The 25315-nt window shown below is 32.3% G+C and carries 20 protein-coding genes, 3 tRNA genes and 2 riboswitches; of the genes, 21 read left to right on the top strand and 2 right to left on the bottom strand.

Annotated elements, in window-relative coordinates; translation table 11 throughout:
• Positions 1–15: 15 nt before the first annotated feature.
• The 4 genes from spoIID to mreB all read left to right on the top strand — a co-directional run bounded on the left by spoIID (position 16) and on the right by mreB (position 3411).
• On the top strand, positions 16–1056 hold the full coding sequence (gene spoIID / locus JOC70_RS10105) for a stage II sporulation protein D (protein ID WP_243429095.1): 1041 nt from the start codon (positions 16–18) through the stop codon (positions 1054–1056).
• 139 nt (positions 1057–1195) lie between these two features.
• The gene (locus JOC70_RS10100) at positions 1196–1924 is read left to right on the top strand and encodes a M23 family metallopeptidase (RefSeq protein ID WP_204598765.1); all 729 of its coding nucleotides are present in this window, start codon (positions 1196–1198) and stop codon (positions 1922–1924) included.
• Positions 1925–2031: 107 nt separating this feature from the next.
• Positions 2032–2286: a sporulation transcriptional regulator SpoIIID gene (gene spoIIID, locus JOC70_RS10095; protein WP_035304740.1), complete on the top strand. Its 255-nt coding sequence runs from the start codon at positions 2032–2034 to the stop codon at positions 2284–2286.
• Between the two features lie 96 nt (positions 2287–2382).
• Positions 2383–3411 carry a rod shape-determining protein gene (gene mreB / locus JOC70_RS10090; protein WP_204598764.1) on the top strand — a complete coding sequence of 343 codons (1029 nt, stop codon included), beginning with the start codon at positions 2383–2385 and terminating at the stop codon, positions 3409–3411.
• Positions 3412–3485: 74 nt separating this feature from the next.
• On the opposite strand, the gene yyaC is transcribed toward mreB, so the two are convergent.
• Entirely contained in the window at positions 3486–4037 is a 552-nt protein-coding gene (gene yyaC / locus JOC70_RS10085; RefSeq protein ID WP_204598763.1) for a spore protease YyaC, read from the bottom strand.
• A gap of 329 nt (positions 4038–4366) precedes the next feature.
• Here yyaC and JOC70_RS10080 point away from each other — a divergent pair.
• The 10 genes from JOC70_RS10080 to prfB all read left to right on the top strand — a co-directional run bounded on the left by JOC70_RS10080 (position 4367) and on the right by prfB (position 15058).
• Positions 4367–4451 (top strand) — tRNA-Tyr (locus JOC70_RS10080).
• 22 nt (positions 4452–4473) lie between these two features.
• Positions 4474–4548 (top strand) — tRNA-Thr (locus JOC70_RS10075).
• A 6-nt stretch (positions 4549–4554) separates the two neighbouring features.
• Positions 4555–4639: transfer RNA gene (locus JOC70_RS10070), tRNA-Tyr, on the top strand.
• Between the two features lie 141 nt (positions 4640–4780).
• A riboswitch (SAM riboswitch) is annotated at positions 4781–4883 on the top strand.
• 78 nt (positions 4884–4961) lie between these two features.
• Positions 4962–6137: a methionine adenosyltransferase gene (metK, locus tag JOC70_RS10065; protein ID WP_204598762.1), complete on the top strand. Its 1176-nt coding sequence runs from the start codon at positions 4962–4964 to the stop codon at positions 6135–6137.
• Between the two features lie 116 nt (positions 6138–6253).
• The gene (gene recD2, locus JOC70_RS10060) at positions 6254–8482 is read left to right on the top strand and encodes an SF1B family DNA helicase RecD2 (RefSeq protein ID WP_204598761.1); all 2229 of its coding nucleotides are present in this window, start codon (positions 6254–6256) and stop codon (positions 8480–8482) included.
• 16 nt (positions 8483–8498) lie between these two features.
• Positions 8499–9515: a hypothetical protein gene (locus JOC70_RS10055; RefSeq protein WP_204598760.1), complete on the top strand. Its 1017-nt coding sequence runs from the start codon at positions 8499–8501 to the stop codon at positions 9513–9515.
• Positions 9488–10165: a ComF family protein gene (locus JOC70_RS10050; protein WP_204598759.1), complete on the top strand. Its 678-nt coding sequence runs from the start codon at positions 9488–9490 to the stop codon at positions 10163–10165. The genes JOC70_RS10055 and JOC70_RS10050 overlap by 28 nt, the downstream gene beginning before the upstream one ends.
• Before the next feature lie 420 nt (positions 10166–10585).
• A complete protein-coding gene (gene hpf, locus JOC70_RS10045) occupies positions 10586–11119 on the top strand; it encodes a ribosome hibernation-promoting factor, HPF/YfiA family (RefSeq protein ID WP_204598758.1) in 534 nt (177 codons plus the stop codon).
• Between the two features lie 226 nt (positions 11120–11345).
• Positions 11346–13856 carry a preprotein translocase subunit SecA gene (gene secA, locus JOC70_RS10040; RefSeq protein WP_204598757.1) on the top strand — a complete coding sequence of 837 codons (2511 nt, stop codon included), beginning with the start codon at positions 11346–11348 and terminating at the stop codon, positions 13854–13856.
• 100 nt (positions 13857–13956) lie between these two features.
• Positions 13957–15058 (top strand): peptide chain release factor 2 gene (gene prfB / locus JOC70_RS10035; RefSeq protein ID WP_204598756.1). Its coding sequence is split into 2 segments (ribosomal slippage): positions 13957–14034 and positions 14036–15058, totalling 1101 coding nucleotides; the frame shifts between segments, so codons are not numbered across the junction.
• Positions 15059–15139: 81 nt separating this feature from the next.
• On the opposite strand, the gene JOC70_RS10030 is transcribed toward prfB, so the two are convergent.
• The gene (locus JOC70_RS10030; protein ID WP_204598755.1) at positions 15140–16492 is read right to left on the bottom strand and encodes a M28 family metallopeptidase; all 1353 of its coding nucleotides are present in this window, start codon (positions 16490–16492) and stop codon (positions 15140–15142) included.
• Between the two features lie 136 nt (positions 16493–16628).
• Between JOC70_RS10030 and JOC70_RS10025 the strand changes: the two genes are divergently transcribed.
• From JOC70_RS10025 to JOC70_RS09995, 7 genes are all read left to right on the top strand, one after another.
• Positions 16629–18791 (top strand): Tex family protein, encoded by a 2163-nt coding sequence (locus tag JOC70_RS10025; RefSeq protein WP_204598754.1) that lies wholly within the window; start codon positions 16629–16631, stop codon positions 18789–18791.
• A gap of 75 nt (positions 18792–18866) precedes the next feature.
• Positions 18867–18980, top strand: a riboswitch (FMN riboswitch).
• Between the two features lie 100 nt (positions 18981–19080).
• Positions 19081–19695, top strand: a complete 615-nt coding sequence (locus JOC70_RS10020; protein ID WP_204598753.1) for an ECF transporter S component — start codon at positions 19081–19083, stop codon at positions 19693–19695.
• 110 nt (positions 19696–19805) lie between these two features.
• Positions 19806–21413: a hypothetical protein gene (locus JOC70_RS10015; RefSeq protein ID WP_204598752.1), complete on the top strand. Its 1608-nt coding sequence runs from the start codon at positions 19806–19808 to the stop codon at positions 21411–21413.
• Between the two features lie 20 nt (positions 21414–21433).
• Positions 21434–21700, top strand: a complete 267-nt coding sequence (locus tag JOC70_RS10010) for an EscU/YscU/HrcU family type III secretion system export apparatus switch protein (RefSeq protein ID WP_204598751.1) — start codon at positions 21434–21436, stop codon at positions 21698–21700.
• Between the two features lie 4 nt (positions 21701–21704).
• The gene (locus JOC70_RS10005; protein WP_204598750.1) at positions 21705–22391 is read left to right on the top strand and encodes a metallophosphoesterase; all 687 of its coding nucleotides are present in this window, start codon (positions 21705–21707) and stop codon (positions 22389–22391) included.
• Positions 22392–22465: 74 nt separating this feature from the next.
• Complete coding sequence (locus JOC70_RS10000; RefSeq protein WP_204598749.1) at positions 22466–22750, top strand: ArsR/SmtB family transcription factor; 285 nt, start codon at positions 22466–22468, stop codon at positions 22748–22750.
• 18 nt (positions 22751–22768) lie between these two features.
• Complete coding sequence (locus tag JOC70_RS09995; protein ID WP_204598748.1) at positions 22769–25279, top strand: DsrE/DsrF/DrsH-like family protein; 2511 nt, start codon at positions 22769–22771, stop codon at positions 25277–25279.
• Positions 25280–25315: the final 36 nt, after the last annotated feature.

Genomic DNA, 25315 nt, shown 5'->3' with positions numbered 1-25315 from the left:
AAAGGAGAAATGTATATGAGAACAGAAGATGTTTTTTTATTTGTAAAGAGATTTTTAATTTTTATCTTAGCTAGTATAGTTTTTATTGTTATTTTATCATTACCTTTGGCGAAGGGCGGTAATAAACTGTCTCAAGATAAATTAAATAATAATATAACATATAATATGAAGCCTGATAATATAGTTATTATCAAAGAAATTAAGGTAAAAGTATATAGAGACAAAACAAAAAAGATAGAAGAAATGAGTTTAGAGGATTATATTAAGGGAGTTGTAGCTTCGGAAATGCCTGCAGAATTTCATATAGAAGCACTAAAGGCTCAAGCCGTAGCGGCAAGAACTTATGCTGTGACGCATATAAAGTCCCTTGGAGGTTCTGGGTGTAGTAAGGATAAAAATGCAGATATTTGTGATACGGTACATTGCCAGGCTTTTATGGATAAAATCGATAGAATGGAGGCATGGCCCAAAGATAAGGGTAACTATTACTGGAGCAAAATTGAGGAAGCTGTAAATTTAACTAAGGGACAAGTGTTAAAATACAACGGAGAAGTCGTAAAAGGTGCGTATTATTTCGCTATAAGTAGTGGAAAAACTGAGGATGTAAAGGATGTGTTTTCAACTTCGCTTCCATATTTAAAAAGTGTTGAAAGTCCAGGAGAAGAGATAGCGCCTAAGTATAAATCTACTTCTATATATAGCTATTATAAGTTAGCAAGTATTATCAATGAATACTTCGATAAAAACATAGTATCATCAAGTAGTTTAAAAACCAACATAAAAATCAAAAGTAAAACTGAAGCTGGTGGAGTAAAGGAGATGCAAATTGGGAGCAGAACTTTAAAAGGAAGTCAGTTTAGAACTATGCTTGGACTTAATTCTACGAATTTTGTTATTAATTTTGGTAAAAAAGATATACAAATAGTGTGTACTGGCTATGGACATGGAGTGGGGATGAGTCAGTGGGGAGCCAATGTATATGCTAAGGGTGGAAAAAGCTACAACGAAATATTAACACATTATTATCAGGGAGTAAAAATAGAACAAATAAATTAAAGTGTAGAGCTGGTCAGCAACAGCTCTATTTTTTTATGTCAAACATTGTCATAAAAAATAGAAATAAATTGGAAATAAAATTATAATAAAATGTATTTTTTGATAAGCTCTGGACAAACTAGAAATTGGAGGTGTTGATATGAAAAATAAAAACTTTAGTAAAATTTTTAACTTTTTTAAGAGGGAGGGATTTTACGTTGTACTGTTTTTATGCCTATGCATACTTGCTACAGTAGCTGTTGTAACTACAAGAGATAATAGGCAGGCTAAAATTGAACGAAATAATACATCGGTGGTGGAGCAAGAGAAGAAAAAGGATACAGCACAGGTTGCTGAAAAGCCCTATACAGATTATGACAATGCAGAACAAGTAAAAAAGCCAACTAACACAGAAACAAAGGTAAATAAAGAGGTAAAAAGTACTGAAAAAACTGCTACAGTATCTAAAACAGCAGATACTAAGTTTGGAAAACCTGTAGAAGGAATTATAGGAAGACAATATTCTGAAGAACCTGTATTTTGGAAATCCACCAATAGCTACAGACCTAACTTTGGTATAGATATTAAATGTGAATTAGGAAAGCCTGTTGTAGCAGTATTAGATGGAAAAGTTGAATCTGTAAAAAATGATACAGTAGATGGTATTCAAGTAATAGTAGATCATCAAAATGGACTAAAAACAGTATATTCAAATTTAGATTCAAAGGTAAGTATATCAGCAGGAAAAGTGGTTAAAAAAGGAGATAAACTTGGAGTTGTAGGAAGAACAACTTTAAGATCCATGTATGAAGCCTATGGAGATCATTTGCATTTTGCAGTATTAAAAGATAAAGATTTTGTAAATCCAGATAAGTATATAAAATACTAAACTTCAGGCCATTTTTCGTTCATGTTACGGAAAATGGCCAGACAGATGTAATTTAAGTATATGAATAAGCATATTTATAAATATAGAAGGGTTAAGGAGGTACCACCTTGAAAGACTACATTGAAGAAAGAGTTCTTGAAGTAGCAAATTATATTATAAGTTCAAAAGCAACAATTAGAAAAACAGCTAAGGTATTTGGTGTTAGTAAAAGTACTATACACAAAGATATGACAGAAAGGTTGCCTAAAATAAATCCTCAAATAGCAGAAGAAGCCAAAATTATTTTGGATTATAATAAAGCAGAAAGACATATAAGAGGTGGAAAAGCCACTAAAATGAAGTATAAAGCTATTGAAGGATAAAAACATTCCGATTATAATAAAACTATGTCGTAAAATATATGAAATTGCATTTTTGTTGCAAAAATGTTATGGAAAGAGTAGGTGGAGATAATAGGGATGTTTTTTAAAATGGGTACAGATATGGGTATAGATCTTGGTACAGCTACAGTACTGGTTTATGCAAAGGGTAAAGGAGTTATTTTGAAAGAACCTTCAGTAGTAGCTATAGATAAAACTAATAATAGAGTCTTAGCTGTAGGGGAGGAAGCTAGGCAAATGATCGGTAGAACTCCTGGTAATATTGTAGCTATTAGACCCTTGAGAGATGGAGTTATTTCTGATTATGATTTAACAGAAAAAATGTTAGAACATTTTTTAAGGAAAGCCTGTGGAAAGAAAAAAATGGTTTCCCCCCGAGTTGTGGTTTGTATACCTTGTGAAGCTACAGGAGTAGAAAAAAGGGCCGTTATTGATGCTGCTAAGAATGCTGGTGCAAAGAAGGTGTTTTTGATAGAGGAACCTTTAGCTGCAGCCATTGGAGCAGGTGTAGATATCACTAAGGCCAGTGGAAATATGGTAATAGATATAGGTGGGGGAACGACAGATATTGCTGTTATTTCTCTTGGAGGAATAGTAGTAAGATCTTCTATAAAAGTTGCAGGAGATACTTTTGATGAAGCTATTATAAGATATGTAAGAAAGAAACACAAGCTTATGATAGGAGAAAGAACTGCTGAAGATTTAAAAATTAATATAGGATCAGCATATGTAAGAGAAGAAGAAGTTAGTATGGAAATAAGAGGAAGGGACTTGGTGTCTGGTCTTCCTAAAAATATAAATGTTTCCTCAGAAGAAATGAGGCAAGCCCTAAGCGAAACTGTAAATTCTATTGCAGAATGTACGCATTCAGTCTTAGAAAAGACTCCACCTGAATTAGCTGCAGATATAGCAGATAAAGGAATAGTTATGACTGGAGGGGGAGCCCTCCTAAATGGTCTTGATAAATTAATTCAGGATGTTACAAAAGTACCGGTTTGTATTGTAGAGGATTCTGTTTCTTGTGTAGCAATGGGCACAGGTAAGTTCTTAGATTATTTGGACAAATTGGATGGATCCTTTTCTGGAGATGATATATCATTATTATAATGATATGCTTTAGTGGAATAAAAGTATAATAAGTGCTTTCGTCTTATTAAATATAAGCGAAAGCACTTATTTTTTTATAGAAGGCAGTCTTTTATATCTGATAAAGTGTTGGAGCTTAAATGATAAGCATGAAATAAGGCGTCGCAGATTACTTTGGACATATTAAAAATCAAACTAAGACGTATATTGTTATTGTTAAATACATTAGCATCAGTTGAGTCTACAATTCCTATTATGGAAGACTTTCCTACAAGAGGGAGGGTTTTACCTACGCCCTTTCCAGGATGGATTGGATAATCCCTAGCTTGTATTTCTCCTACATTATCTTCATCGCCAAGACATGCATCGATGCCTATTATATTTGCATTAGGGTGAAGTAAATTTATTTCATATAATTTTCTATCTAAATTTAAAGCGTGTATAGGATCAGATATTGTTCCGAATACTGGAAGAGGGAAATTTTTATCTTTAAGTAGAGTGCCAACTAATGGACCAAGACAATCCCCTATACATCTATCTGTACCTATACATACTATTATAGTGTCTTTCATAAAATAATTTTTTATAAACTCTCCAATTTCGTAATATCCTAAAGAATCGTTAAAATGAGTTCTAGCTTTATTCAATAGTTACACCTCCCTTAATAATTTATATGAGAGTTGTGGTATAAATATTAAAAGAAAAAAGATGTTTTTTAGATAATGTTAATTTTTATTAGCTAAACTAACTATAAAAAATATGATAAATATAATAAAATAATGGCTTAAGGTGGAGTAAATGAGAATAAAAAGGAGTATATTAAAGAAGGACTTGTTTAATGGTCTTATATTGGATTTGAAATTTAGTCCATAAGATTGTATACTAATCCATGTTGAAGTTATTAAGTGCGGAAACGCACTGAGATAATTTAATAATAAGGTTATTAACTTGGCGAATAAGTTATGAATCTTATAATGGAGGAATTCCCGAGCGGCCAAAGGGGGCAGACTGTAAATCTGTTGTCAGTGACTTCGATGGTTCGAATCCATCTTCCTCCACCACAACAATTTAATATATCCATATGCTGGCATGGCTCAACGGTAGAGCAGCTGACTTGTAATCAGCAGGTTGTAGGTTCGATTCCTATTGCCAGCTCCATTATATGGAGGAATTCCCGAGCGGCCAAAGGGGGCAGACTGTAAATCTGTTGTCAGTGACTTCGATGGTTCGAATCCATCTTCCTCCACCAAAGACACCAAAAGGTGTCTTTTTTTATATTCATTTGCTTAATAGCCTATAAATTGTCGATCATACCATACATAACAATTAAACTTGATATTGACACAAGATTATTATTGTGCTAATATATGCTAGTGAATTTAATAGAAAACTCTTATCAAGAGAGGTGGAGGGAAAGGGCCCTATGAAACCCGGCAACCAAGTACTTTGTACCAAGGTGCCAATTCCTGCAGGTTTGTTCTGCGAGATAAGAGAGGAATGCAAATTAAGCCTCTTCTTATCGAAGAGGTTTTTTTATTTTACATATTATATTTTTCATTGGAGGTGCAAAAATGAGAAGATTATTCACATCAGAATCCGTTACTGAAGGACATCCAGATAAAATTTGTGACCAAATTTCTGATGCTGTATTAGATGCTATATTGGCTCAAGATTCTAAGGCAAGAGTTGCATGTGAAACTACGGCTACAACAGGAATGGTTATGGTTATGGGAGAGATAACAACATCATGTTATGTTGATATTCCTAAAGTTGTTAGAGAGACAGTGAGAGAAATAGGATATACAAGAGCTAAGTATGGCTTTGATGCTGATACTTGTTCAGTGTTGACTTCAATAGATGAACAATCTCCTGATATTGCAATGGGAGTTGATGACGCATTAGAATCAAGAGGTGCTAGTAAGGATGAGGTTGAGTCTGTTGGTGCAGGAGATCAAGGTATGATGTTTGGTTATGCAGCTACTGAAACGCCAGAGTTTATGCCGATGCCAATAGCAATGGCTCATAGATTATCAAGAAGACTAACAGAAGTTAGAAAAAATGAGACATTAGATTATCTAAGACCGGATGGAAAAACTCAGGTTACAGTTGAATATGAAGATGATAGACCAGTGAGAATAGATGCAATCGTTATTTCTACTCAACATGGACCTGAAGTGACACAGGAGCAGATTAATAAGGATTTAATGGATCATGTTATAAAAGCCGTTATTCCAGATGAATTACTCGATGAAAAAACCAAATATTATATAAATCCAACTGGTAAGTTTGTTGTTGGAGGTCCACAAGGAGATACTGGACTTACAGGAAGAAAAATTATAGTTGATACTTATGGTGGGTATGGAAGACATGGTGGTGGAGCTTTCTCAGGAAAAGATCCAACAAAGGTTGATAGATCTGCAGCTTATGCAGCTAGATGGGTTGCTAAGAACTTGGTAGCTGCTGGAATAGCTGATAAGCTTGAAATAGAACTAGCTTATGCTATAGGTGTTGCGCACCCAGTATCAATAGAGGTGGAAACCTTTGGAACTAACAAAGTTGAACATGATAAAATTATTGAAATAATAAATAATGTATTTGATTTAAGACCAGGTGCAATAATTAGAGATCTTGATCTTAGAAGACCTATTTATAAACAAGTTGCAGCATATGGACATTTCGGAAGAAATGACTTAGATTTACCATGGGAAAAACTTAATAAGGTAGAAGAAATAAAGAAATATTTATAGTAGTAAAAACTCCCTTCAATTCATGAAGGGGGTTTTTTTATTTAATCAATATAATTATGTTATAATTATATTATAAATATCGCCTTATAGTATTAAGTAGAACAGGAGAAGATTATATGGAAGAAATACAGGGAATTGTAGATTCGATAATATTTAAAAATGATGAAAATGGTTATGTAGTAGCAAGACTAAAAGATAATAAAAGTTATTATACAACCTTTGTTGGATGCATTCCCTACATTAGTGAAGGACAGGGTTTAAAGCTTAAAGGACAGTGGGCGGTTCATCCTCAATTTGGAGAACAGTTTAAGGTTGAAAGTTGTGAGGAAATGGTACCCGATTCTGTAAGTGGTATAGAAAGATATTTAGCATCAGGAGTAATAGCTGGGATAGGGCCTGTCACTGCTAAAAAAATAGTGGAGAAGTTTGGAGAAGAATCTTTAAATATATTAGAAAATGATATAGAGAAGTTAAGGGGAATAGAAGGTGTAGGAGAAAAAAAGATAGCTATTATATATGAGTCTTATGGTAAACAAAAGGAATTAAGAACTGTAATGATGTTTTTTCAAAGTTATGGAGTTACTCCTAATCAATGTGTGAAAATATATAAAAGATTTAAAGCTGATTCTGTAAAAATTGTAAAGGAAAATCCATATATATTAACAGAAGAAATTTCAGGAATAGGATTTAAAACTGCGGATAAGATTGCAAGAAGTTTAGGAATAGATTTGAATTCATCCTTTAGAATAGAGAGTGGAATAAATTATATAATAAATCAATTTTGTGCGTTGGGAAATACTTATATGCCTGTAGAAAGACTCTTAAATGAAGGAAGAGATATATTAGGAGTAAGTGATGAAAATATAAAAGAAGGAATAATGCAGAGTGCATTTCATGGAAAAATAAAAGTAGAAACGGTGAACAATAAAGAATGTATATTTACTATTCCGTATTATTATTGTGAGCTTGGGGTAACAAAGAAAATACTGACCTTATCTATAGCTAAATATGATGAGTTGGAGCTGAATGTAGATGAAGAAATAATGGAGTTTGAGCAGGAGAGAGATATATCTTTTGCGTCTTCTCAAATAGAAGCTATAAAGGGTGCAGTAGCTAATGGAGTAGAAATTATAACGGGGGGGCCAGGGACAGGAAAAACAACTATAATAAATTGCATTACATATATATTTGAAAAACATGGACTTAGGGTTTTTATGGGGGCACCTACTGGCAGAGCTGCAAAGAGAATGACGGAAGCTACAGGGAAAGAAGCAAAAACTATTCATAGGCTTTTAGAAATGGGTGCAGGAGAAGATGAAGACATGATGTTTTCAAGAACAGAAGAAACTCCGCTAGAATGTGACGCGGTAATTATAGATGAGGCATCCATGATAGATATAATGCTTATGAATAATCTTCTTAAATCTATAGCGCTTGGGACTAGGATTATAATTGTTGGGGATGTGGATCAGCTCCCATCAGTTGGGCCAGGAAATGTACTTAGAGATTTAATTGATAGTAATTGTGTTAAGGTAATCAGGCTTAAAGATATCTTTAGGCAGTCTGCGCAGAGCATGATAACTGTAAACGCGCATAAAATAAATAATGGAGAAATGCCCTTGCTAAATGGAAGGGATAAGGATTTTTATTTTATAAATAGCGAAGAAAGCTCATCTACATCGGATATATTAATGGCACTTATAAGTGAAAGGTTACCAAAGTTTAATAAGGAATGGGATAAACAAAAACATATACAGATACTTACACCAATGAGGAAGGGTATATTGGGAGTAGAAAATCTTAATAAGGGACTTCAAGAAGTATTAAATCCGCCTGCAAAGTGGAAAAATGAAAAGAAATCTAGAGATAATGTGCTTAGAGTTGGAGATAAGGTAATGCAGATAAAGAATAACTATTCTTTGAAATGGAAGAGAATTAAAGGTGATGGGGAAGAAGAAGGGGTAGGAGTGTTTAATGGAGATGTAGGATATATAGATGAAATAAATGAGGAAGAGAACACTTTAAGCATAATATTTGATGAAGAAAGAAAAGTGGTTTATGAAGATACTTATTTAGATGAGATAGATTTAGCATATGCTGTAACCATACATAAAAGCCAAGGTAGTGAGTTTCCAGTGGTTATTATACCTATGTTTATGGGACCTCCAATGCTTATGAATAGGAATTTGCTTTATACAGGAATAACTCGTGCAAAGAAGTTAGTAGTTCTAGTAGGCTCAATAAAGGCTATGAAATTTATGATAGATAATAATAGAAGTTTTGAAAGATATTCTTTGCTAAAATGGAGAATAACTAATGTTTTAGAAAATGCTATAGAAGATTAGTGATGGAGTGAAGTATATGAGTACTAAAAATGCTGTAATAAGAGAAAAAAGAAAAAAAGCATCTCAATTGATAGAAAGATGGTTATATTCAAATGAACAATTTTTGAATATTATAACCATTCCCTGTGCATCTACAGATATATTCATATATAGTATTTTGGATTATATGAATAAAGGGAAAAGCATATTGTATATAAGTAATGAAGATGAAGAATATGTAGATATTCTAGAAAAAATAAAAAAGAATAGCAGTTTTAGAGGATATAGTTATTTGAGGCGAGGAGATATTAAACTCAAAAGCAAATTTATCATAGCTAAGGCTGCTAATGCATTGGAAATCATGAGAGATTTTGACTTAGTTATATTTGATGATACTAGAGCATTTCCGCATCATACTTCATATGAAATCATAGACATAATGGCAAGGATGAGTAAGCATGAAGGTAAATTTATATACTGCGGAGTAGAAAGTATATTTAAAGGAAAAAGGGAAATAATTATACCTGTAAGTGAATGGCCTCATCCTATCGTTGAACCTAGAACTATAACTACTAAGATAAACTTGGAAGAAGATATACCATATATAATATATGATTATTTAAAATGGTCACTTTATGAGGAGAGAAAGGTAGTAATATATATACCTGATCTAGAAAAGGGATTGAAGGTAGCTAGTTATATAAGATTTTACTGTAAAAAATTAAATAAGGGTGTGCTATGTTCTTGGGAAGAGGGAAAAGAAAAAAGTTTTTTAAAATTTGCTAAGGTGAAAAGCGCGGTTCTTATAACATATACCTTTGAAAATATACCTACGTATTTTGCGAACACAAATCTAATGGTATTTTTCGCAGATTATAAGTTATATGATTATAAAAAATTATTTCACTTTTGTGGAGTTATAAATTCTTATGAATCAAATTTTAAGGAAGTTATATATGTATCAAATGAAGAAACTGAGGATATGGATAAGGCTAAAGAGTTAGCAAGGAGTTTTAATAAAGAAGCATGGGATATGGGTTTCTTAAGTTATTAGAATTTATTAAGGAATGTATTTTTGAAGTTATATATGATAATAAGTCTCAATGTATAATATGTGAAAGCTATCTAGACAAAATTGGCCTATGTGATCAATGCAAGAAGCATATAGTTTTGTCTCATAATGTTTATACCATGAGATGTTTAGATAAGCTTATAAATTGCTATAGTGTCGCATACTATACAGGAACTATGATGGAACTTATAAGAAGACTTAAATATAAAAGTGATTTTCAAAGTGGAAAAGTAATAGCCTTTTATATGAGGGATAGAATAAAGAATTTAAATTACGATATAGATTTTATTACTTATGTTCCTATGACTAAAAGATCATTAAAGTCTAGGGGATATAATCAAAGCAAGTTTTTGTGTAATTTATTAAGTAAGGAACTTAACATACCTGTGGCGCACTGTCTTATAAAAACAAAGGAAACTAAGGATCAAATAGGATTAAGTAAAAAACAGAGATGGGAAAACATGAGGGATTGTTTTAAAGTTAAGAAATCTCATATGATAAAAAATAAAAAGGTATTGTTGGTGGATGACGTGCTTACTACAGGGTCTACGGCATATTTTTGCTCGTATGAACTAATAAAATCTGGAGTGGAAAAAATTAATATCTTGACTGCAGCAAAAAGTAAGGTATAATTTTATTATATTGAGTTAGGTCTGTGGTTGAAAGTCGATGCCAGTCGCAGGCAAAACGATCCACGTAAATTAAATAAAATGTTTAATGATCATGGTGCGGCTTAGAAGTAAGTCCTGCCGAAGAGATACGCTTTGTATCTTAACGAGAGTGTAAGTAGTGAGAGGGTAATTCTGGGTAGCAAAAGCTCCAGCAGGCGAGTGTGGGGTCAAAGATCAGGTCAGCTAACTTAATATAAAAATCTTATTGTTTTTAAGCAATAAGATTTTATTTTTTTGTGGAAACTTTGTTGGAATTTGAAATTTAATTTAATATTTTGTAAATTCTAAAAATTCCACTTGTTATTTGTTGCGATTCGTATTAAAATAGAATTAACAACAAGACATTACTCTATTAAGAGTTAAAGAGAGGGGCTGAAGATAATGAGAGTAACTATAAAAGGGAAAAACATAGAACTTACAAATGCTTTGAAAAGTATAGTGGAAAAGAAGTTGGACAAACTTAGTAAGTATTTTAGTCCAAATGTTGAGGTAGCTGCTACACTAAGTGTTTATAAGAATGATCATACTATCGAAGTTACAATACCTTTCAATGGAGTTATATTAAGGGGAGAAGAAACTAGCGATGATATGTATGCATCTATAGATTTAGTATTAGATAAATTAGAAAGACAAATAAGAAAGCAAAAAACAAAACTTCAAAGAAGAAATAATGGAGATTCTTTAAGATTTCAGTATATTTCAAGCTTTGAAGATCAATATATGGATACTTCAGAACCAGCCATAGTAAGAACAAAGAGATTTGCAATGAAACCAATGTCTGCAGAAGAGGCTGTGCTTCAAATGGAGCTTTTAGGACATAATTTCTATGTGTTTGAAAGTGACGATAATGGAAAAGTAAATGTAATCTATAAGAGAAAAGATGGAGATTATGGTTTAATAGAACCAGAAAGATAGTAAAATAGAGGGAGAAATCCCTCTATTTTAATTTGGAGTGTAGATAAATTAAAAAGTAAATATTTTAGTTATAGAGTTTTTTTGTATTAATTATCTTATATTTCTAAGATAATAGAAATAAGAATTTAGAATGAACAAAAACCACAATAAGTTGAATACAAATAAATTAGGTGTTATAATCTATAAGGTATACAATAAATATTTTATATAGCGAGGATGAAAGAATATGGGTTTACTGGAAAAGATATTTGGGAGTTACAGTGACAGGGAATTAAAAAGAATAGTACCTATAGTTGATAAGATAGATGAATTAGATGAAAAAATAAAAGTATTAAGTGATGAAGAGTTAAAAAATAAGACATTAGAATTCAAAGAAAGAGTAGCTAATGGAGAAACTTTAGATGATATTCTTGTAGAAGCTTTTGCAGTAGTTAGGGAAGCTTCATGGAGAACCATAGGGCTTAAACATTATAGAGAACAGCTTATGGGAGGAATTGTTCTCCATCAGGGAAGAATAGCAGAAATGAAGACTGGTGAAGGTAAGACCCTAGTTGCAACTCTACCTGCATACTTAAATGCACTATCAGGTAAGGGCGTACATGTTGTTACGGTAAATGATTATCTTGCAAAAAGAGATAGGGACATAATGAATCCTGTTTATGAGTTTTTAGGACTTAAGGTAGGAGTTATTTTGCATGAATTAGAACCATCAGAGAGACAAGAAGCATATAATTCAGATATTACATATGGAACAAACAGTGAATTCGGATTTGATTATTTAAGAGATAACATGGTTATATATAAAGAAGAAAGAGTTCAAAGACCACTTAATTTTGCTATAGTGGATGAAGTTGACTCAATACTTATAGATGAGGCTAGAACACCACTTATAATTTCTGGTCAAGGAGAGAAATCCACAGAGTTTTATAAGGTAGCAGATTATTTTGCTAAGTCCTTAGTAAAAGAAAAAGACTTTACTACAGATGAAAAGGCGAATTCAGTAATACTTACTGATGAAGGTATAGAAAAGGCTGAGAGATACTTTAGATTAGAAAACTATGCAGATCCAGAAAATATGGAAGTTCAACATCATGTAGTTCAGGCATTAAAGGCTAACTATATGATGAAGAAGGAAAAGGACTATATAGTAAAAGATGATGAAGTAGTGATAGTTGATGAGTTTACAGGAAGAGTAATGGAAGGAAGAAGATATAGTGACGGTCTTCATCAAGCGATAGAAGCAAAGGAAGGGGTTAAAGTAGAAAGAGAATCTAAAACTTTAGCTACGATAACCTACCAAAATTACTTTAGAATATTCAAAAAGCTTTCTGGTATGACAGGTACAGCGTTAACAGAAGAAAATGAGTTTAGAGAAATATATGGATTAGATGTTATAGTAGTACCAACTCATAAACCAGTTATAAGAAAAGATCAGCCAGATGTGATTTATAAAACTGCAAAAGGTAAATATAAGGCTATAGTAGAGGAAATAATAGAAACACATAAAAAGGGCCAACCAACACTTGTAGGTACTGTAAGTATTGAAAAGTCTGAGCTTATTTCTGAAATGCTAAAGAAGAAGGGAGTTCCACATCAAGTACTTAATGCTAAATATCATGAAAAGGAAGCTGAAATAGTAGCGCATGCTGGTGAATATGGCATGGTGACTATTGCAACAAATATGGCAGGTCGTGGTACTGATATTAAGCTTGGTGAAGGAGTAACAGAAGCTGGCGGACTTAAGATAATAGGTACAGAAAGACATGAATCTAGAAGAATAGATAATCAGTTGAGAGGACGTTCAGGTCGTCAAGGAGATCCAGGTGAATCAAGATTTTTTGTATCCTTAGAAGATGATCTTATGAGAATATTTGGATCTGATAAGTTAAAGGGAATAGTTGAAAAATTAGGGCTAGGTGATGATGAAGCAATAGAAAGCAAAATGGTTAGCGGAGCTATAGAAAATGCTCAAAAGAAGGTAGAAGGAAATAACTTTGATGTTAGAAAAACTCTTATTCAGTATGATGATGTTATAAATAAACAAAGAGAAATAATATATAAACAGCGTTCTGAAGTTTTAGAGGGTGAGGACTTAAAGGACCAAGTTCAGCAAATGATAAGAGAAGTCATATACGCTGCAGTGGATTCACATATTTCAGGAGTAGAGGATGAACTTGAAGCTGATATAGCAAAGCTTATAGATTATCTTGAAGATATATATTTACCAAAGGATTATGTAAAAGTTGAACAGCTATCTGTACTATCTCATGAAGAAATAAAGGAAAAACTTTTAACTATAGCTGAAAATATGTATGCAGAAAAGGAAGAAGACTTTACTTCCGAACAAATGAGAGAAATAGAAAGAGTTATAATATTAAGAGTTGTTGATACCAAATGGATAGATCATATAGATAACATGGATCACTTAAAACAAGGTATGGGACTTAGAGCGTATAAGCAGCAGGATCCAGTTCAAGCTTATCAGTTTGAAGGAAGTGAAATGTTTGATGAAATGATTTATGGTATTAAAGTAGATACTGTAAAATATTTATTCCATGTTCAAATTCAAAGCGCTCCTGAAAGAGAGCGAGTAGCAAAGGAGACTGCTACTAACTATGAAGGTGGAGATGGAGCAAAAAAAGAACCTGTAAAAAAGGAACATAAAGTAGGAAGAAATGACTTGTGTCCATGTGGAAGCGGCAAAAAATATAAAAATTGCTGTGGAAGAGAAGCGTAATTAAAGTCTAATATAAGTGTTGTTTGAATGGAGAAGATGTTATTACTACTTCTCCATTGTGCTATACAATAAATAAAATTATAAAGGGGTGAAGTTTAAGGTGCTTATAAAATTAGTAGAAGCTAAAGAGGATTTGGTAAAGATGCAGAACACTTTAAAAGAAATAGGTGGTTCACTTTGACATCCCAAAACTTCAATCGAGAATAGAGGAACTTCATAATATAATGCAAGAGCCAGATTTTTGGCAGGATTTAAATAAGGCACAGCAAATAACTCAAGAAGAAAAGTTTCTTAAAGATAGAATAGGAAAATTCAATGACTTAAACACTAGAGTTCAAGATAGTGAAGAATTTATAGACATAATTACAGAGGAAGAGGATGGATCTGAAGTTAAGGCTATATTAAAAGAAATATTTAACTTAAATGAAGAAATAGAAAATCTTAGAATAGAGACAATGCTTTCAGGAGAATATGATAGAAATAATGCAATCATTACTCTTCACGCAGGAGTTGGAGGTACAGATGCACAGGAATGGACTGAAATGCTTCTTAGAATGTATACAAGATGGGCAGAGAAAAAGGGATTTAAAGTAGAAACCATTGACTTTTTACCAGGAGATGAAGCTGGGATTAAAGGCGTTACGTTAAATATAATAGGTGACTTTGCTTATGGATATTTAAAGGCAGAAAAGGGTATACACAGACTTGTAAGAATATCACCCTTTAATGCAAATGGTAAGAGACAAACATCCTTTGCATCCCTTGAAGTACTTCCAGAGCTTACTGAAAATCAGGATATAGATATAAATCCTGATGATTTAAAAGTAGATACTTATAGGTCTGGGGGAGCTGGTGGACAGCATGTAAATAAAACAGAATCCGCAATAAGAATTACCCATATGCCTACGGGTATAGTAGTTCAATGCCAAAATGAAAGAAGCCAACACTCAAATCGTGAAACAGCATTAAAGATGCTTAAGGCAAAGCTTATTGAACTTAAGGAAGCTGCACACAAAGAAAGAATAGAAGATTTGACTGGAGAACTTAAGGATATAGGTTGGGGAAGCCAAATAAGATCCTATGTATTTCACCCATATAGCTTAGTAAAAGATCATAGAACTTTAGCTGAAACCAGCAATGTAAGTGCTGTAATGGATGGGGAAATAGATTTATTTATAAATGAATACCTAAAAAGCCTCTAGTCCCTAATCACTAGTCGCTAAGTGTCAGTAATTACTTAAATTTAGCGACTAGTGATTGAAGATTAGCTAATAGTAGCAAGACTAAAGTGAGTTATTCTTCTTTCTATTAACTTTTGAAAAGATAAGAAAGCATATAATTATCAAAACAGCAGAGGCTATTGCAAGTTGTTTATAGTACAAGTATAGTGGGTTGTTGCTGAAGGCATATTTTATAACTTCTTTAGATGCTACGTTGAAGCATCTATCAATACTTTTAGTGCTTATAAATGTTGCTTTGTCATTAGGAGTATGAATTCTTGTGGTATCATTATCTATAAAAGTTATTGCATTTATATTTTCATTTCTAAAGGAAGCATGGTCGCTGGAATCTTCAAATAAATAGTTAAAGTGTGTTTTAGTTTTAGTACAAGTGTTTGCAATGGATTTTACAAAGGGGTCATTTACAGAGTCCTTTTGCCCTGCTAGTATGCAAAGAGGAGCTGAATTGTTAGTTCCAATCATATCAAAGTTAAATACCTTGCTTTCTGTAAGTATGGGCTTATATTTTTTTACAAACTCTGCAGAACCCAATAGACCAAATTCTTCAGCATTAAACCCTACAAATGTTATATCCTTTTCAGGAACTCCAAGTGAATTTAAATATTTACTCATTTCGATTATAAAAGCTATTCCAGAGGCATTATCTAAAGCACCTCCATATAAACTTCCATTTAAATCATTACCTAAGTGATCAAAGTGTGCGCCTAAAACTATTGGAGAATAATTAGGTTTTTTACCTTCTATTTTTGCAACTACATTTGGGATGGAAGCTTGTTTAACTTCAAGGGGAATAAAACATTCAACCATATATCCAAGGCCAATATATCTTTCTAAATCCTTCTTTGTAGAAGAGGTAATTATTATATACATATCCATGGGAGCATCATGCATAAAGGAGCTCCTAAAGGAAAGGTTATCTCCTTCTGGTACATAAAATACTACATTTGTACTTCCATTATCAACTTTGATAAAATCATCCTTAAAAAAGGATTCATTTTTTGAGAATACAACCTTATTTTCATTGAAATTTAATAAATCCTCTTTGTAGTCAGTTCCGTAAGAATATTCTTTTAGAACATCTCCTTTTGTGGTTATAACCCTTAGAATAGGCATTCCTTCTACTTTCATTGGATACTTAACATTAAAAAATTGATAGTAATTATCGTAAAATGGAACCAAATTATTTTTCTGAAACTGTTCTTTTACAAAGGCGGCTGCTTCTGTATTTTCCAGAGTACCAGCAAGTCGTCCTTTATACTTGTCAGAGGATAGCGTTTCTATTGTTTTAAGTACATTGTAGCTTTCAAAGGGTTTTATGTTGATGAATAAATTAAAGCTAAAATAGAAAACAATAAGGAATAATGTGGTACAATAATATAGGAATTTCTTAAACATAAATTCTCCTTATTAAATAAAGTATTTCCATAGAAATATATTAAATTTAAGTGGGTATTATACCTTTAGTGGAAAACTTATATTTAATAAGGTTTACAGCCAATAAGTTAGATAAATAAGAAGCGGAGGAATATATATGAGTAATATTCATGAGAGACTTTCAAAGGAACTTAATATAAATTTAAGTCAAGTGAAAAGCGTAGTAGGATTATTAGATGAAGGAAACACTATTCCTTTTATAGCTAGATATAGAAAAGAAGCAACAGGTGGATTAAGTGATACTGTACTTAGAGAACTTTATGAAAGACTTAATTATTTAACGAACTTAGAAAATAGAAAAGAAGATGTTATTAGAATCATAGGGGAACAGGGAAAGCTTACAGAAGAGCTTAGACAAAGCGTTATAAAGTGTGAAACTTTAACAGAAGTTGAGGATATATATAGACCATTTAAAGCTAAAAAGAGAACCCGTGCAACCATAGCTGAGGAAAAGGGATTAAAGCCACTAGCTGAGGCTATATTAAGTGGAGAATTTAAAGAGGATATAAGTAAATATGCATCAGAGTTTATAGATGAGGAAAAGGGAGTAAATTCAGTAGAAGAAGCATTCCAAGGTGCTGAGGATATAATAAGTGAAGTAATATCTGATGAGGCTGAATATAGAAAGTGGATAAGAAGTTTAGTGACTAGAGAAGGTTTTATAGAAACTAAGGGAGAAAGTAACGAGCCAACTCCTTATGAAATGTATTACGAATATAAGGAAGCTGTGAGAAATATACCATCTCATAGAATACTTGCAATAAATAGAGGAGAAAAAGAAAAGATTTTATCTGTCAAGGTTACAGTTGACCAAGATAAAATAATTGAGTATTTAAAAGGCAGAGTTTTAAAAGGGAATATCAATACAGATACATATCTTCAACACAGTGTAGAAGATTCCTTGAAAAGACTTATATATCCTTCTATAGAAAGAGAAATAAGGTCAGACCTTACAAGTAAGGGAGAAGAAGGAGCAATAAATATATTTAAAGCTAATTTAAAGGCACTTCTTATGCAAGCTCCTATAAAGGGTAAGGTAGTTCTAGGCTATGACCCTGGATTTAGAACAGGATGTAAAGTATCAGTTTTAGATGATACGGGAAAGTTTTTAGAAAAGGCTACAGTTTATGCTACTGCACCTCAAAATGATGTGGAAGGCTCCATAAGAGTTTTAAAGGAACTTGTATATAAACATAATGTAGATGTAATCTCCTTAGGAAATGGTACTGCAAGCAGAGAGTCCGAAGAAGTTATAGGAAGACTTATAAAGGAAGTAAAAGAAGAAAAGGGCAAGGATTTGTACTATGTAATAGTTTCTGAAGCAGGTGCGTCAGTATACTCTGCGTCAGAGCTTGCAGCAAAGGAATATCCAGATTTAGATGTTTCTATAAGAGGAGCTATATCTATAGGAAGAAGACTACAAGATCCACTAGCAGAACTTGTAAAAATAGATCCTAAATCCATAGGGGTAGGGCAGTATCAGCATGATGTAACTGCTAAAAAACTAGATGAATCTCTAAAGGGAACAGTAGAAGATTGTGTTAATAATGTAGGTGTTGATTTAAATGTGGCTACTCCATCACTTTTATCCTATATTTCAGGAGTGAATTCATCAATAGCACAAAATATAGTGGCTTATAGAGAGGAAAATGGTAAGTTCAAAAGTAGAAAGGAGCTTTTAAAGGTAAAAAGGCTTGGAGCTAAGGCTTTTGAGCAATGTGCAGGATTTTTAAGGGTGTTAGAAAGTAAGGAAGCTCTAGACAATACCGCTGTGCATCCAGAATCATATGATGAAGCAAAAAATCTTTTAAAACTTCTTAATTATACTGAAGATGACTTAAAGTGCAAAAGACTTCAAGATATAGACAAAAGAGCAGAAGTTATGGGAATAGAAACTTTAGCAGAAAAATTAAGCATAGGAGCACCTACTTTAACTGATATAATAAAGGAACTTAAAAAACCAGGAAGAGATCCAAGAGAAGAATTACCTAAGCCAATACTTAAAACTGGAGTCATTGATATAAATCAGCTAAAACCAGGAATGATGCTTATGGGGACAGTAAGAAACGTAGCAGACTTTGGTGCCTTTGTAGATATAGGAGTGCATCAAGATGGATTAGTTCATATAAGTCAGCTTTCTGATAACTTTGTAAAGCATCCTTTAGATATAGTTAAGGTGGGGGATATCGTTCAAGTAAAGATATTAGAAGTAGATGAAAAGAGAAAGAGAATATCTTTAAGTATGAAGGACATGAATTAGTTCATATTTTCTAAAAGTACCAGTTGAAAATTATGCTTATATAGAATATAATATGATTGTAATAAAAAAATGAATTTTTATCTTCAGGGCGGGGTGTGAGTCCCCACCGGCGGTAAAGCCCGCGAGCCGAAAGGCTGATTCGGTGTAATTCCGAAGCCGACAGTATAGTCTGGATGGAAGAAGGTATAATGGCTTTAGCTATTTGCGCCCTGATGTTATTTTGTTAACATCAGGGCTTTTTTATTATACCTAACCCAAAGAAGATATATAGAATTAGGAGGGTTAAAGTATGAGAGACTTTAAATTGAACAAGCTTATTAAGATTTCATTATTAAGTGTTATTGCATTTTTAATTCAGTACATTGAATTACCATTACCATTTTTTCCAGAGTTTTTAAAAATTGATGCAAGTGATATACCTGCACTTTTAGGTGCTTTTGCATTAGGCCCTATAGAAGGTGTAATTATAGAATTATTTAAAAATATAATACATGGACTTATGGGAACCAAGACAGCTTTTGTTGGAGAACTAGCTAACTTCTTGGTAGGAGGATCTATGGTTTTTGTTGCAGGGTATATGTACAAATATAATAAATCAAAAAAGATGGCTGTAATGTCCTTATTAGTAGGCAGCATATTTATGTCTATAGTTGCTGGGGTTTTAAATTATTATTTATTCTTACCACTATATCAAAAGGTACTTCATATTCCTATGGAAGCCTTTGTACAAATGGGAACTGCAGTTAATCCAGCAATAAAAGATTTAAAGACATTTATATTATGGTCTATAGTTCCATTTAATCTTATAAAAGGTGTTGTGGTATCAGTTATAACTCTTGGAATTTATAAGAGCCTATCACCACTAATTCACAGTGAAGCTAAAAAGGCAGCACGAAGCAACTAATTTAAAATGGTAGTAATCTAGTAAGGGCTAGATGCTGCCATTTTCTTTTTTATGTTATTTAGGTTTATTCTAAGTTAATCGATAATAGGATAAAAAGGGGGATAGGCATTATGGCTGGAATCTTAAATATAGACAATAATTATAATATAAACTCAAGCAAAATCAAAGGGAAAATATCCTTTGAAATAGGTCAGGTTTTTGCTGCAAGAATAGTATCGCTAGAAGAAACCGGGCAAGATATTTTGCTAAAGCTTTTAGACGGATGGCAATTTTCAGCTAAGCTTGAGAAGCCCTTGGAACTTATCCCAGAAGAACTAATAAAATTTAAAGTTGAAGGTTTTGAAGATGGAAAAATTAAGCTTAAAATTGTAAGGCAAGAAAGTCAAGGGGAAAGTATGGAAGATACTTCCTTGCAAAAACTTTTAAAGAATGAATGTTTAAATATAAAAAGAGAAAATTACGGACTTTTAAAGGATATGATAAAACATAATATATCTCTTACCAAAGAAAATATAATAAATATTATATCTATAGAGAGCTTTAAAGAAAATGCCAATAAGGATGAAAACTATATTGATGCATTTATAAATAAGTATTTGTTAAGTAAAAATATAAATCCTAGTTCAGCAGAAGGGAAAAATGTAGTAGAAAAACTAAAAATATTTTTTAATAAACTTACGGAGTTAAACTCAAAAGAGATTATGACTTTTATAGAAAATAATATAGAATTAAGTTCTGAAAATATAGATAGTTTTAATAAGATATTCAAGGAGCAAAGCGCATCTATATATAATGTTATCAAGGAAAGTAATATATCTGGGGAAGATAGTATGCCTCAACAAGGTAGCATATATGAGGAAAGTACTACACCTCAAGAGCCTGTAAAGAGCAGTATATTAAGTTTAAGAAAAGATAATTCTAGTAATTCAGTAGCAGAGCAGTTTAAAGGTTTATCTAAAAATTTGGTAGATAGTATAGAAAAGGATATAAAATTAAATGAAATAGGGTTAAAGCAAAATGATAATGATAATACTAAATCAGAGAGTAGTCTTAACTTAAACAAAGAAAATGTAATGGAAGCTAAATCTGAAAATTTAATAATAGAGAAGGATGTAAATATAGAAAAAAAATTAAATGAAAGTTTTAAGTACAAGGGGATAGAAACGTTAGCTGAGAACATAAAGCAAGACATAGATATGAAAACTGAGGAAATTAAAAATACAATAAGTTCTCTTATGAAAAGTATTAAAGATGAAAATATATTATCAGAAGAGAAAATAGCCGGATTCTTAAAACAGCATATAAATGATTTTAAAGTGTTCAACTCTGTATCTAATCAATATTATTACATGGATGTGCCTGTGAATGTGGATAATAGTAATTATGAATGCAAATTAATAATAAAGGATGAAAGGAAAAAGGGTAAAAAGATAGACAGTAAAAGCGTAAAAATAGCAGCATGCATTAATACTAGGAATATGGGAGAAGTGGATGCATTTATAAGTGTCAATAATGCTAATATGGATATTAATATTAAATCTCAAAAGGAATTTATCAACTTATTAAAGGATAATATGAACAGTATTTCACAATCATTAATAAATTTAAATTATAATATATGTATAACTGTAGATAAAAAGGAAGAGAAATTTGATATAATAAATTGTAGGGATTTTTTTGATGATAGTTTTTTAGGTAATGTAAATGCAAGGGTATAAACTGTTTTGAGGTGAATGATATGGAAAAAAACAGAAAAGCTGCTGCTTTAAGATATGAACAAAATTATGATGCACCTATAGTAACAGCAGCAGGCATGGGGCATCTTGCTGATAAGATATTAGAAAAGGCAAAAGAAAATAGTGTTCCTGTAGTTTACGATGAAGAACTTGCAAATTTACTTACTAATGTAGATGTAGGAGAATCTATTCCATTTGAGCTTTATGATGTAGTGGCTAAAGTAATAGCATATGTAATGGAGATGGATGGAACGTTAGACGGAAGGTGAGAATATGGCATTATATGCAATATCGGATTTACATTTGTCCTTTGAAGCAGATAAACCAATGGGCATATTTGGACAAAAATGGATTAATCATGAAGAAAAGATTAGAGAGAATTGGCTAGATACAGTAAATAATGAAGATACAGTTTTAATTGCAGGGGATATATCCTGGTCTATGAAAATGGAAGATGGTAAAATAGACTTAGAATGGATACATAGCCTTCCAGGAAGAAAGATACTTATCAAGGGGAATCATGATTACTGGTGGACTAGTATATCAAAATTGAACAGTATGTATGAGGATATGAAATTCATACAAAATAACTATTTTTCTTATGACAAGTATGCTATTTGTGGTACTAGAGGTTGGATTTTGCCAGAGGCAGACAAATTTACAGAGCATGATAAAAAGATATATGATAGGGAACTTATAAGACTTAAGTTATCCCTAGAGTCAGCTAAAAAGGGTGGATTTGACAAGTTTATAGTTATGATACATTATCCTCCAATAATCAATAATTCAGTAGATGCAGGATTGCTAGAAATATTTAATGAGTATAGTATAGATAAGGTAATATATGGTCATATCCATAATGCGAATAAAGAAAGCCATTTTCAGGGAAAGATAGAGGAAATAGAATGTATTTTAACCTCTTGTGATTATTTGGATTTTATTCCAGTAAAAATTTTATAATTTTTACTGGCTAAATTGTTGACAAGTATATCGTAAAAACATAATATATTAATATAGCGATAGGGAGTGTAAAAATGAATAACTATAACGAGGAATTATTTAAGGAAAAAGCAGAACTCTTAAAGGCTCTTGCCCACCCTGTACGTCTTTGTATAGTAAAAGGACTTTTAGAAAATGGTGGTTGTAATGTAACACATATGCAAAATTGCTTAAACGCACCTCAATCTACCATATCACAACACCTGCAAAAGTTAAGAAGTTTAGGAATAATAAAAGGTGAGCGGAATGGACTTGAGATAAAATATACCGTGGCAAACCCTTTAGTTCAGGGTTTAGTTGAAGCTTTATTTAAAGAATAATTTTTATGGAGGTATTATATGAGTAAGAAGGTTTTAATAGTTGGAGGAGTTGCAGGTGGAGCGTCTGCGGCAGCAAGGCTTAGAAGATTAGATGAAGAAGCTGAAATTATAATGTTTGAAAAAGGAGAGTATATTTCTTTTGCAAATTGTGGACTTCCATATCATGTTGGTGAAACTATAAAGGAAAGAGAGAAGCTTATAGTACAAACCCCAGAGGCAATGTCTGCAAGATTCAATATGGATATAAGAACAGAAAGTGAAGTTGTAGAGATAGATGTAAAAAATAAGAAAGTTAAAGTAAAAGGCAAAAGTGAAGGTGAATATGAAGAAGCTTATGATTATCTAATACTTTCACCAGGAGCAAAGCCTTTAAAGCCACCTATTGAAGGAATAGATAACGAAAAAATATTTACATTAAGAAATATTCCAGATACAGATAAAATCAAAGGTTATGTAGATAATAATAATATTAAAAATGCAGTGGTTATAGGTGGAGGATATATTGGAGTTGAAATGGCAGAAAATTTAACTCATAGAGGAGTTAAAACAGTACTAGTCGAAGCAGCGCCACACATCCTTGCACCTTTTGATTCTGAAATGGTTGCTTATGCAGAAAAAGAACTTCAAGAAAATGGTGTAGGACTTATACTTGGGGATGGAGTTAAATCCTTTATAAAAGAAGGAGAAAGAACTACAATAGTGCTTTCTAGTGGAAAGGCATTAAAAGCTGACATGGTGGTACTTGCAATAGGAGTGAGTCCAGATACTGGATTTTTAAAGAATAGTGGAATTGAATTAGGACCTAAGGGCCATATCGTAGTAAATGATAATATGGAAACAAATATTGAAAATGTTTATGCTGTGGGAGATGCAATAGAAATAGTAGATTTTATAAATAAAAATAAAGCAGCTATAGCTCTTGCAGGACCTGCAAATAAACAAGGAAGAATAGCAGCAGATAATATTTGTGGAATAAAATCAACATTTAAGGGAACTCAAGGTACTGCAATTATAAAGGTATTTGATTTAACTGCAGCAAGTACCGGAAACAATGAAAGAACACTTGAAAAATATAATATACCATACAGAGTTATATATGTTCACCCACAATCCCATGCATCATATTATCCGGGAGCTATACCAATGTCTATAAAACTTATATTTAATGATGCAGGAAGAATACTTGGAGCCCAAGCCTGTGGATATGATGGAGTAGATAAGAGAATTGATGATATTGCTACAGCAATAAGACTTAATGGAACTATATATGATTTAGCAGAATTAGAGCTTGCCTATGCTCCGCCATATTCTTCAGCAAAGGACCCAGTAAATATGGCAGGTTTTGTAGCAGAAAATGTACTTACAGGGAAGGTAGAGATGGTATCTACTTCTGATGTAGATAATAGAGATAAGGATAAGGTTACTTTAGTTGATGTATCCTCAACTATTGAATTTAATAGTGGTAGTATAGAAGGTTCTATAAATCTACCTGTAGACACTATAAGAGAAAACTTAGATAAGTTAGATAAAAACAAAGAAATATGGTTATATTGTAGGATTGGCCTTAGAGGATACATTGCAGCAAGAATATTAAAAGCTTATGGATTTAATGCAAAAGATATAGCAGGTGGATATAAGACTTATGAAATGCTTAAGTTTAAACCAGACGATGTAGATGAAAGCGATTTTGAGAATAATACACATATAAAAAGTAATAGCACAAATAAAGGTGTGGATAATGTGAATATGTCTGAAAATAAAGCGGTAAATCATCCACAGGAAAATATAGAGATAACTAAAGAAATAGATATATGTGGACTTAGCTGCCCTGGGCCTTTAATGCAAGTAAATGCAACTATGGGTGCTATGAAAGAAGGGGAAGTGCTAAAAGCTAAAGCTTCTGATCCGGCTTTTTATGTAGATATTAAATCATGGTGCCAAAGAACGAAGAATACACTTTTAGATGCTAAAAAGGAAAAGGGTATGGTTACAGCAGTAATTAAAAAGGGTACTAATGAAAATGCGGTTAGTAGAGTAGAAAACATAACAATGCCATCTAAAGATAACAAGACTTTGGTTGTATTTAGTGGAGATTTAGATAAGGCTATTGCATCCTTTATAATAGCTAATGGAGCTGTTGCTATGGGTAAAAAAGTTACTATGTTTTTTACTTTCTGGGGGCTGAATATTCTTAGAAAACATGAAAAGGTATCTGTAGCAAAAGGATTTATGGATAAGATGTTTGGAATGATGATGCCAAGAGGAAGCAGACGATTGAAACTTTCAAACATGAACATGATGGGAATGGGAGCGAAGATGATAAGAAATGTTATGAAAAATAAAAATGTAAGCTCCTTAGAAGAATTAATTGAGGCAGCTATAGATAGTGGTATAGAAATAGTAGCATGTCAAATGTCTATGGACGTTATGGGAATAAAGCATGAGGAACTTATAGATGGGGTTAGGATAGGTGGAGTAGGATATTACTTAGGAGAAGCTGAAGATTCAAATGTAAATTTATTTATATAGTAATTAAGAGGCATAGGATAAAATTTATCTTATGCC

Origin of the sequence: Clostridium pascui, from assembly GCF_016908015.1 — a bacterium.
Classification (GTDB): domain Bacteria; phylum Bacillota; class Clostridia; order Clostridiales; family Clostridiaceae; genus Clostridium_AK; species Clostridium_AK pascui.
This window is presented reverse-complemented; position numbering and strand designations above follow the sequence as displayed.

Coding starts and splice junctions, on each gene's coding strand:
- JOC70_RS10020 (WP_204598753.1), top strand. CDS start 19,081: ATGAGAGACTTTAAATTGAACAAGCTTATTAAGATTTCATTATTAAGT.
- JOC70_RS10000 (WP_204598749.1), top strand. CDS start 22,466: ATGAATAACTATAACGAGGAATTATTTAAGGAAAAAGCAGAACTCTTA.
- JOC70_RS10100 (WP_204598765.1), top strand. CDS start 1,196: ATGAAAAATAAAAACTTTAGTAAAATTTTTAACTTTTTTAAGAGGGAG.
- JOC70_RS10055 (WP_204598760.1), top strand. CDS start 8,499: ATGAGTACTAAAAATGCTGTAATAAGAGAAAAAAGAAAAAAAGCATCT.
- JOC70_RS10030 (WP_204598755.1), bottom strand. CDS start 16,492: ATGTTTAAGAAATTCCTATATTATTGTACCACATTATTCCTTATTGTT.
- JOC70_RS10050 (WP_204598759.1), top strand. CDS start 9,488: ATGGGATATGGGTTTCTTAAGTTATTAGAATTTATTAAGGAATGTATT.
- JOC70_RS10025 (WP_204598754.1), top strand. CDS start 16,629: ATGAGTAATATTCATGAGAGACTTTCAAAGGAACTTAATATAAATTTA.
- recD2 (WP_204598761.1), top strand. CDS start 6,254: ATGGAAGAAATACAGGGAATTGTAGATTCGATAATATTTAAAAATGAT.
- metK (WP_204598762.1), top strand. CDS start 4,962: ATGAGAAGATTATTCACATCAGAATCCGTTACTGAAGGACATCCAGAT.
- secA (WP_204598757.1), top strand. CDS start 11,346: ATGGGTTTACTGGAAAAGATATTTGGGAGTTACAGTGACAGGGAATTA.
- JOC70_RS10015 (WP_204598752.1), top strand. CDS start 19,806: ATGGCTGGAATCTTAAATATAGACAATAATTATAATATAAACTCAAGC.
- spoIID (WP_243429095.1), top strand. CDS start 16: ATGAGAACAGAAGATGTTTTTTTATTTGTAAAGAGATTTTTAATTTTT.
- JOC70_RS09995 (WP_204598748.1), top strand. CDS start 22,769: ATGAGTAAGAAGGTTTTAATAGTTGGAGGAGTTGCAGGTGGAGCGTCT.
- hpf (WP_204598758.1), top strand. CDS start 10,586: ATGAGAGTAACTATAAAAGGGAAAAACATAGAACTTACAAATGCTTTG.
- mreB (WP_204598764.1), top strand. CDS start 2,383: ATGTTTTTTAAAATGGGTACAGATATGGGTATAGATCTTGGTACAGCT.
- JOC70_RS10005 (WP_204598750.1), top strand. CDS start 21,705: ATGGCATTATATGCAATATCGGATTTACATTTGTCCTTTGAAGCAGAT.
- JOC70_RS10010 (WP_204598751.1), top strand. CDS start 21,434: ATGGAAAAAAACAGAAAAGCTGCTGCTTTAAGATATGAACAAAATTAT.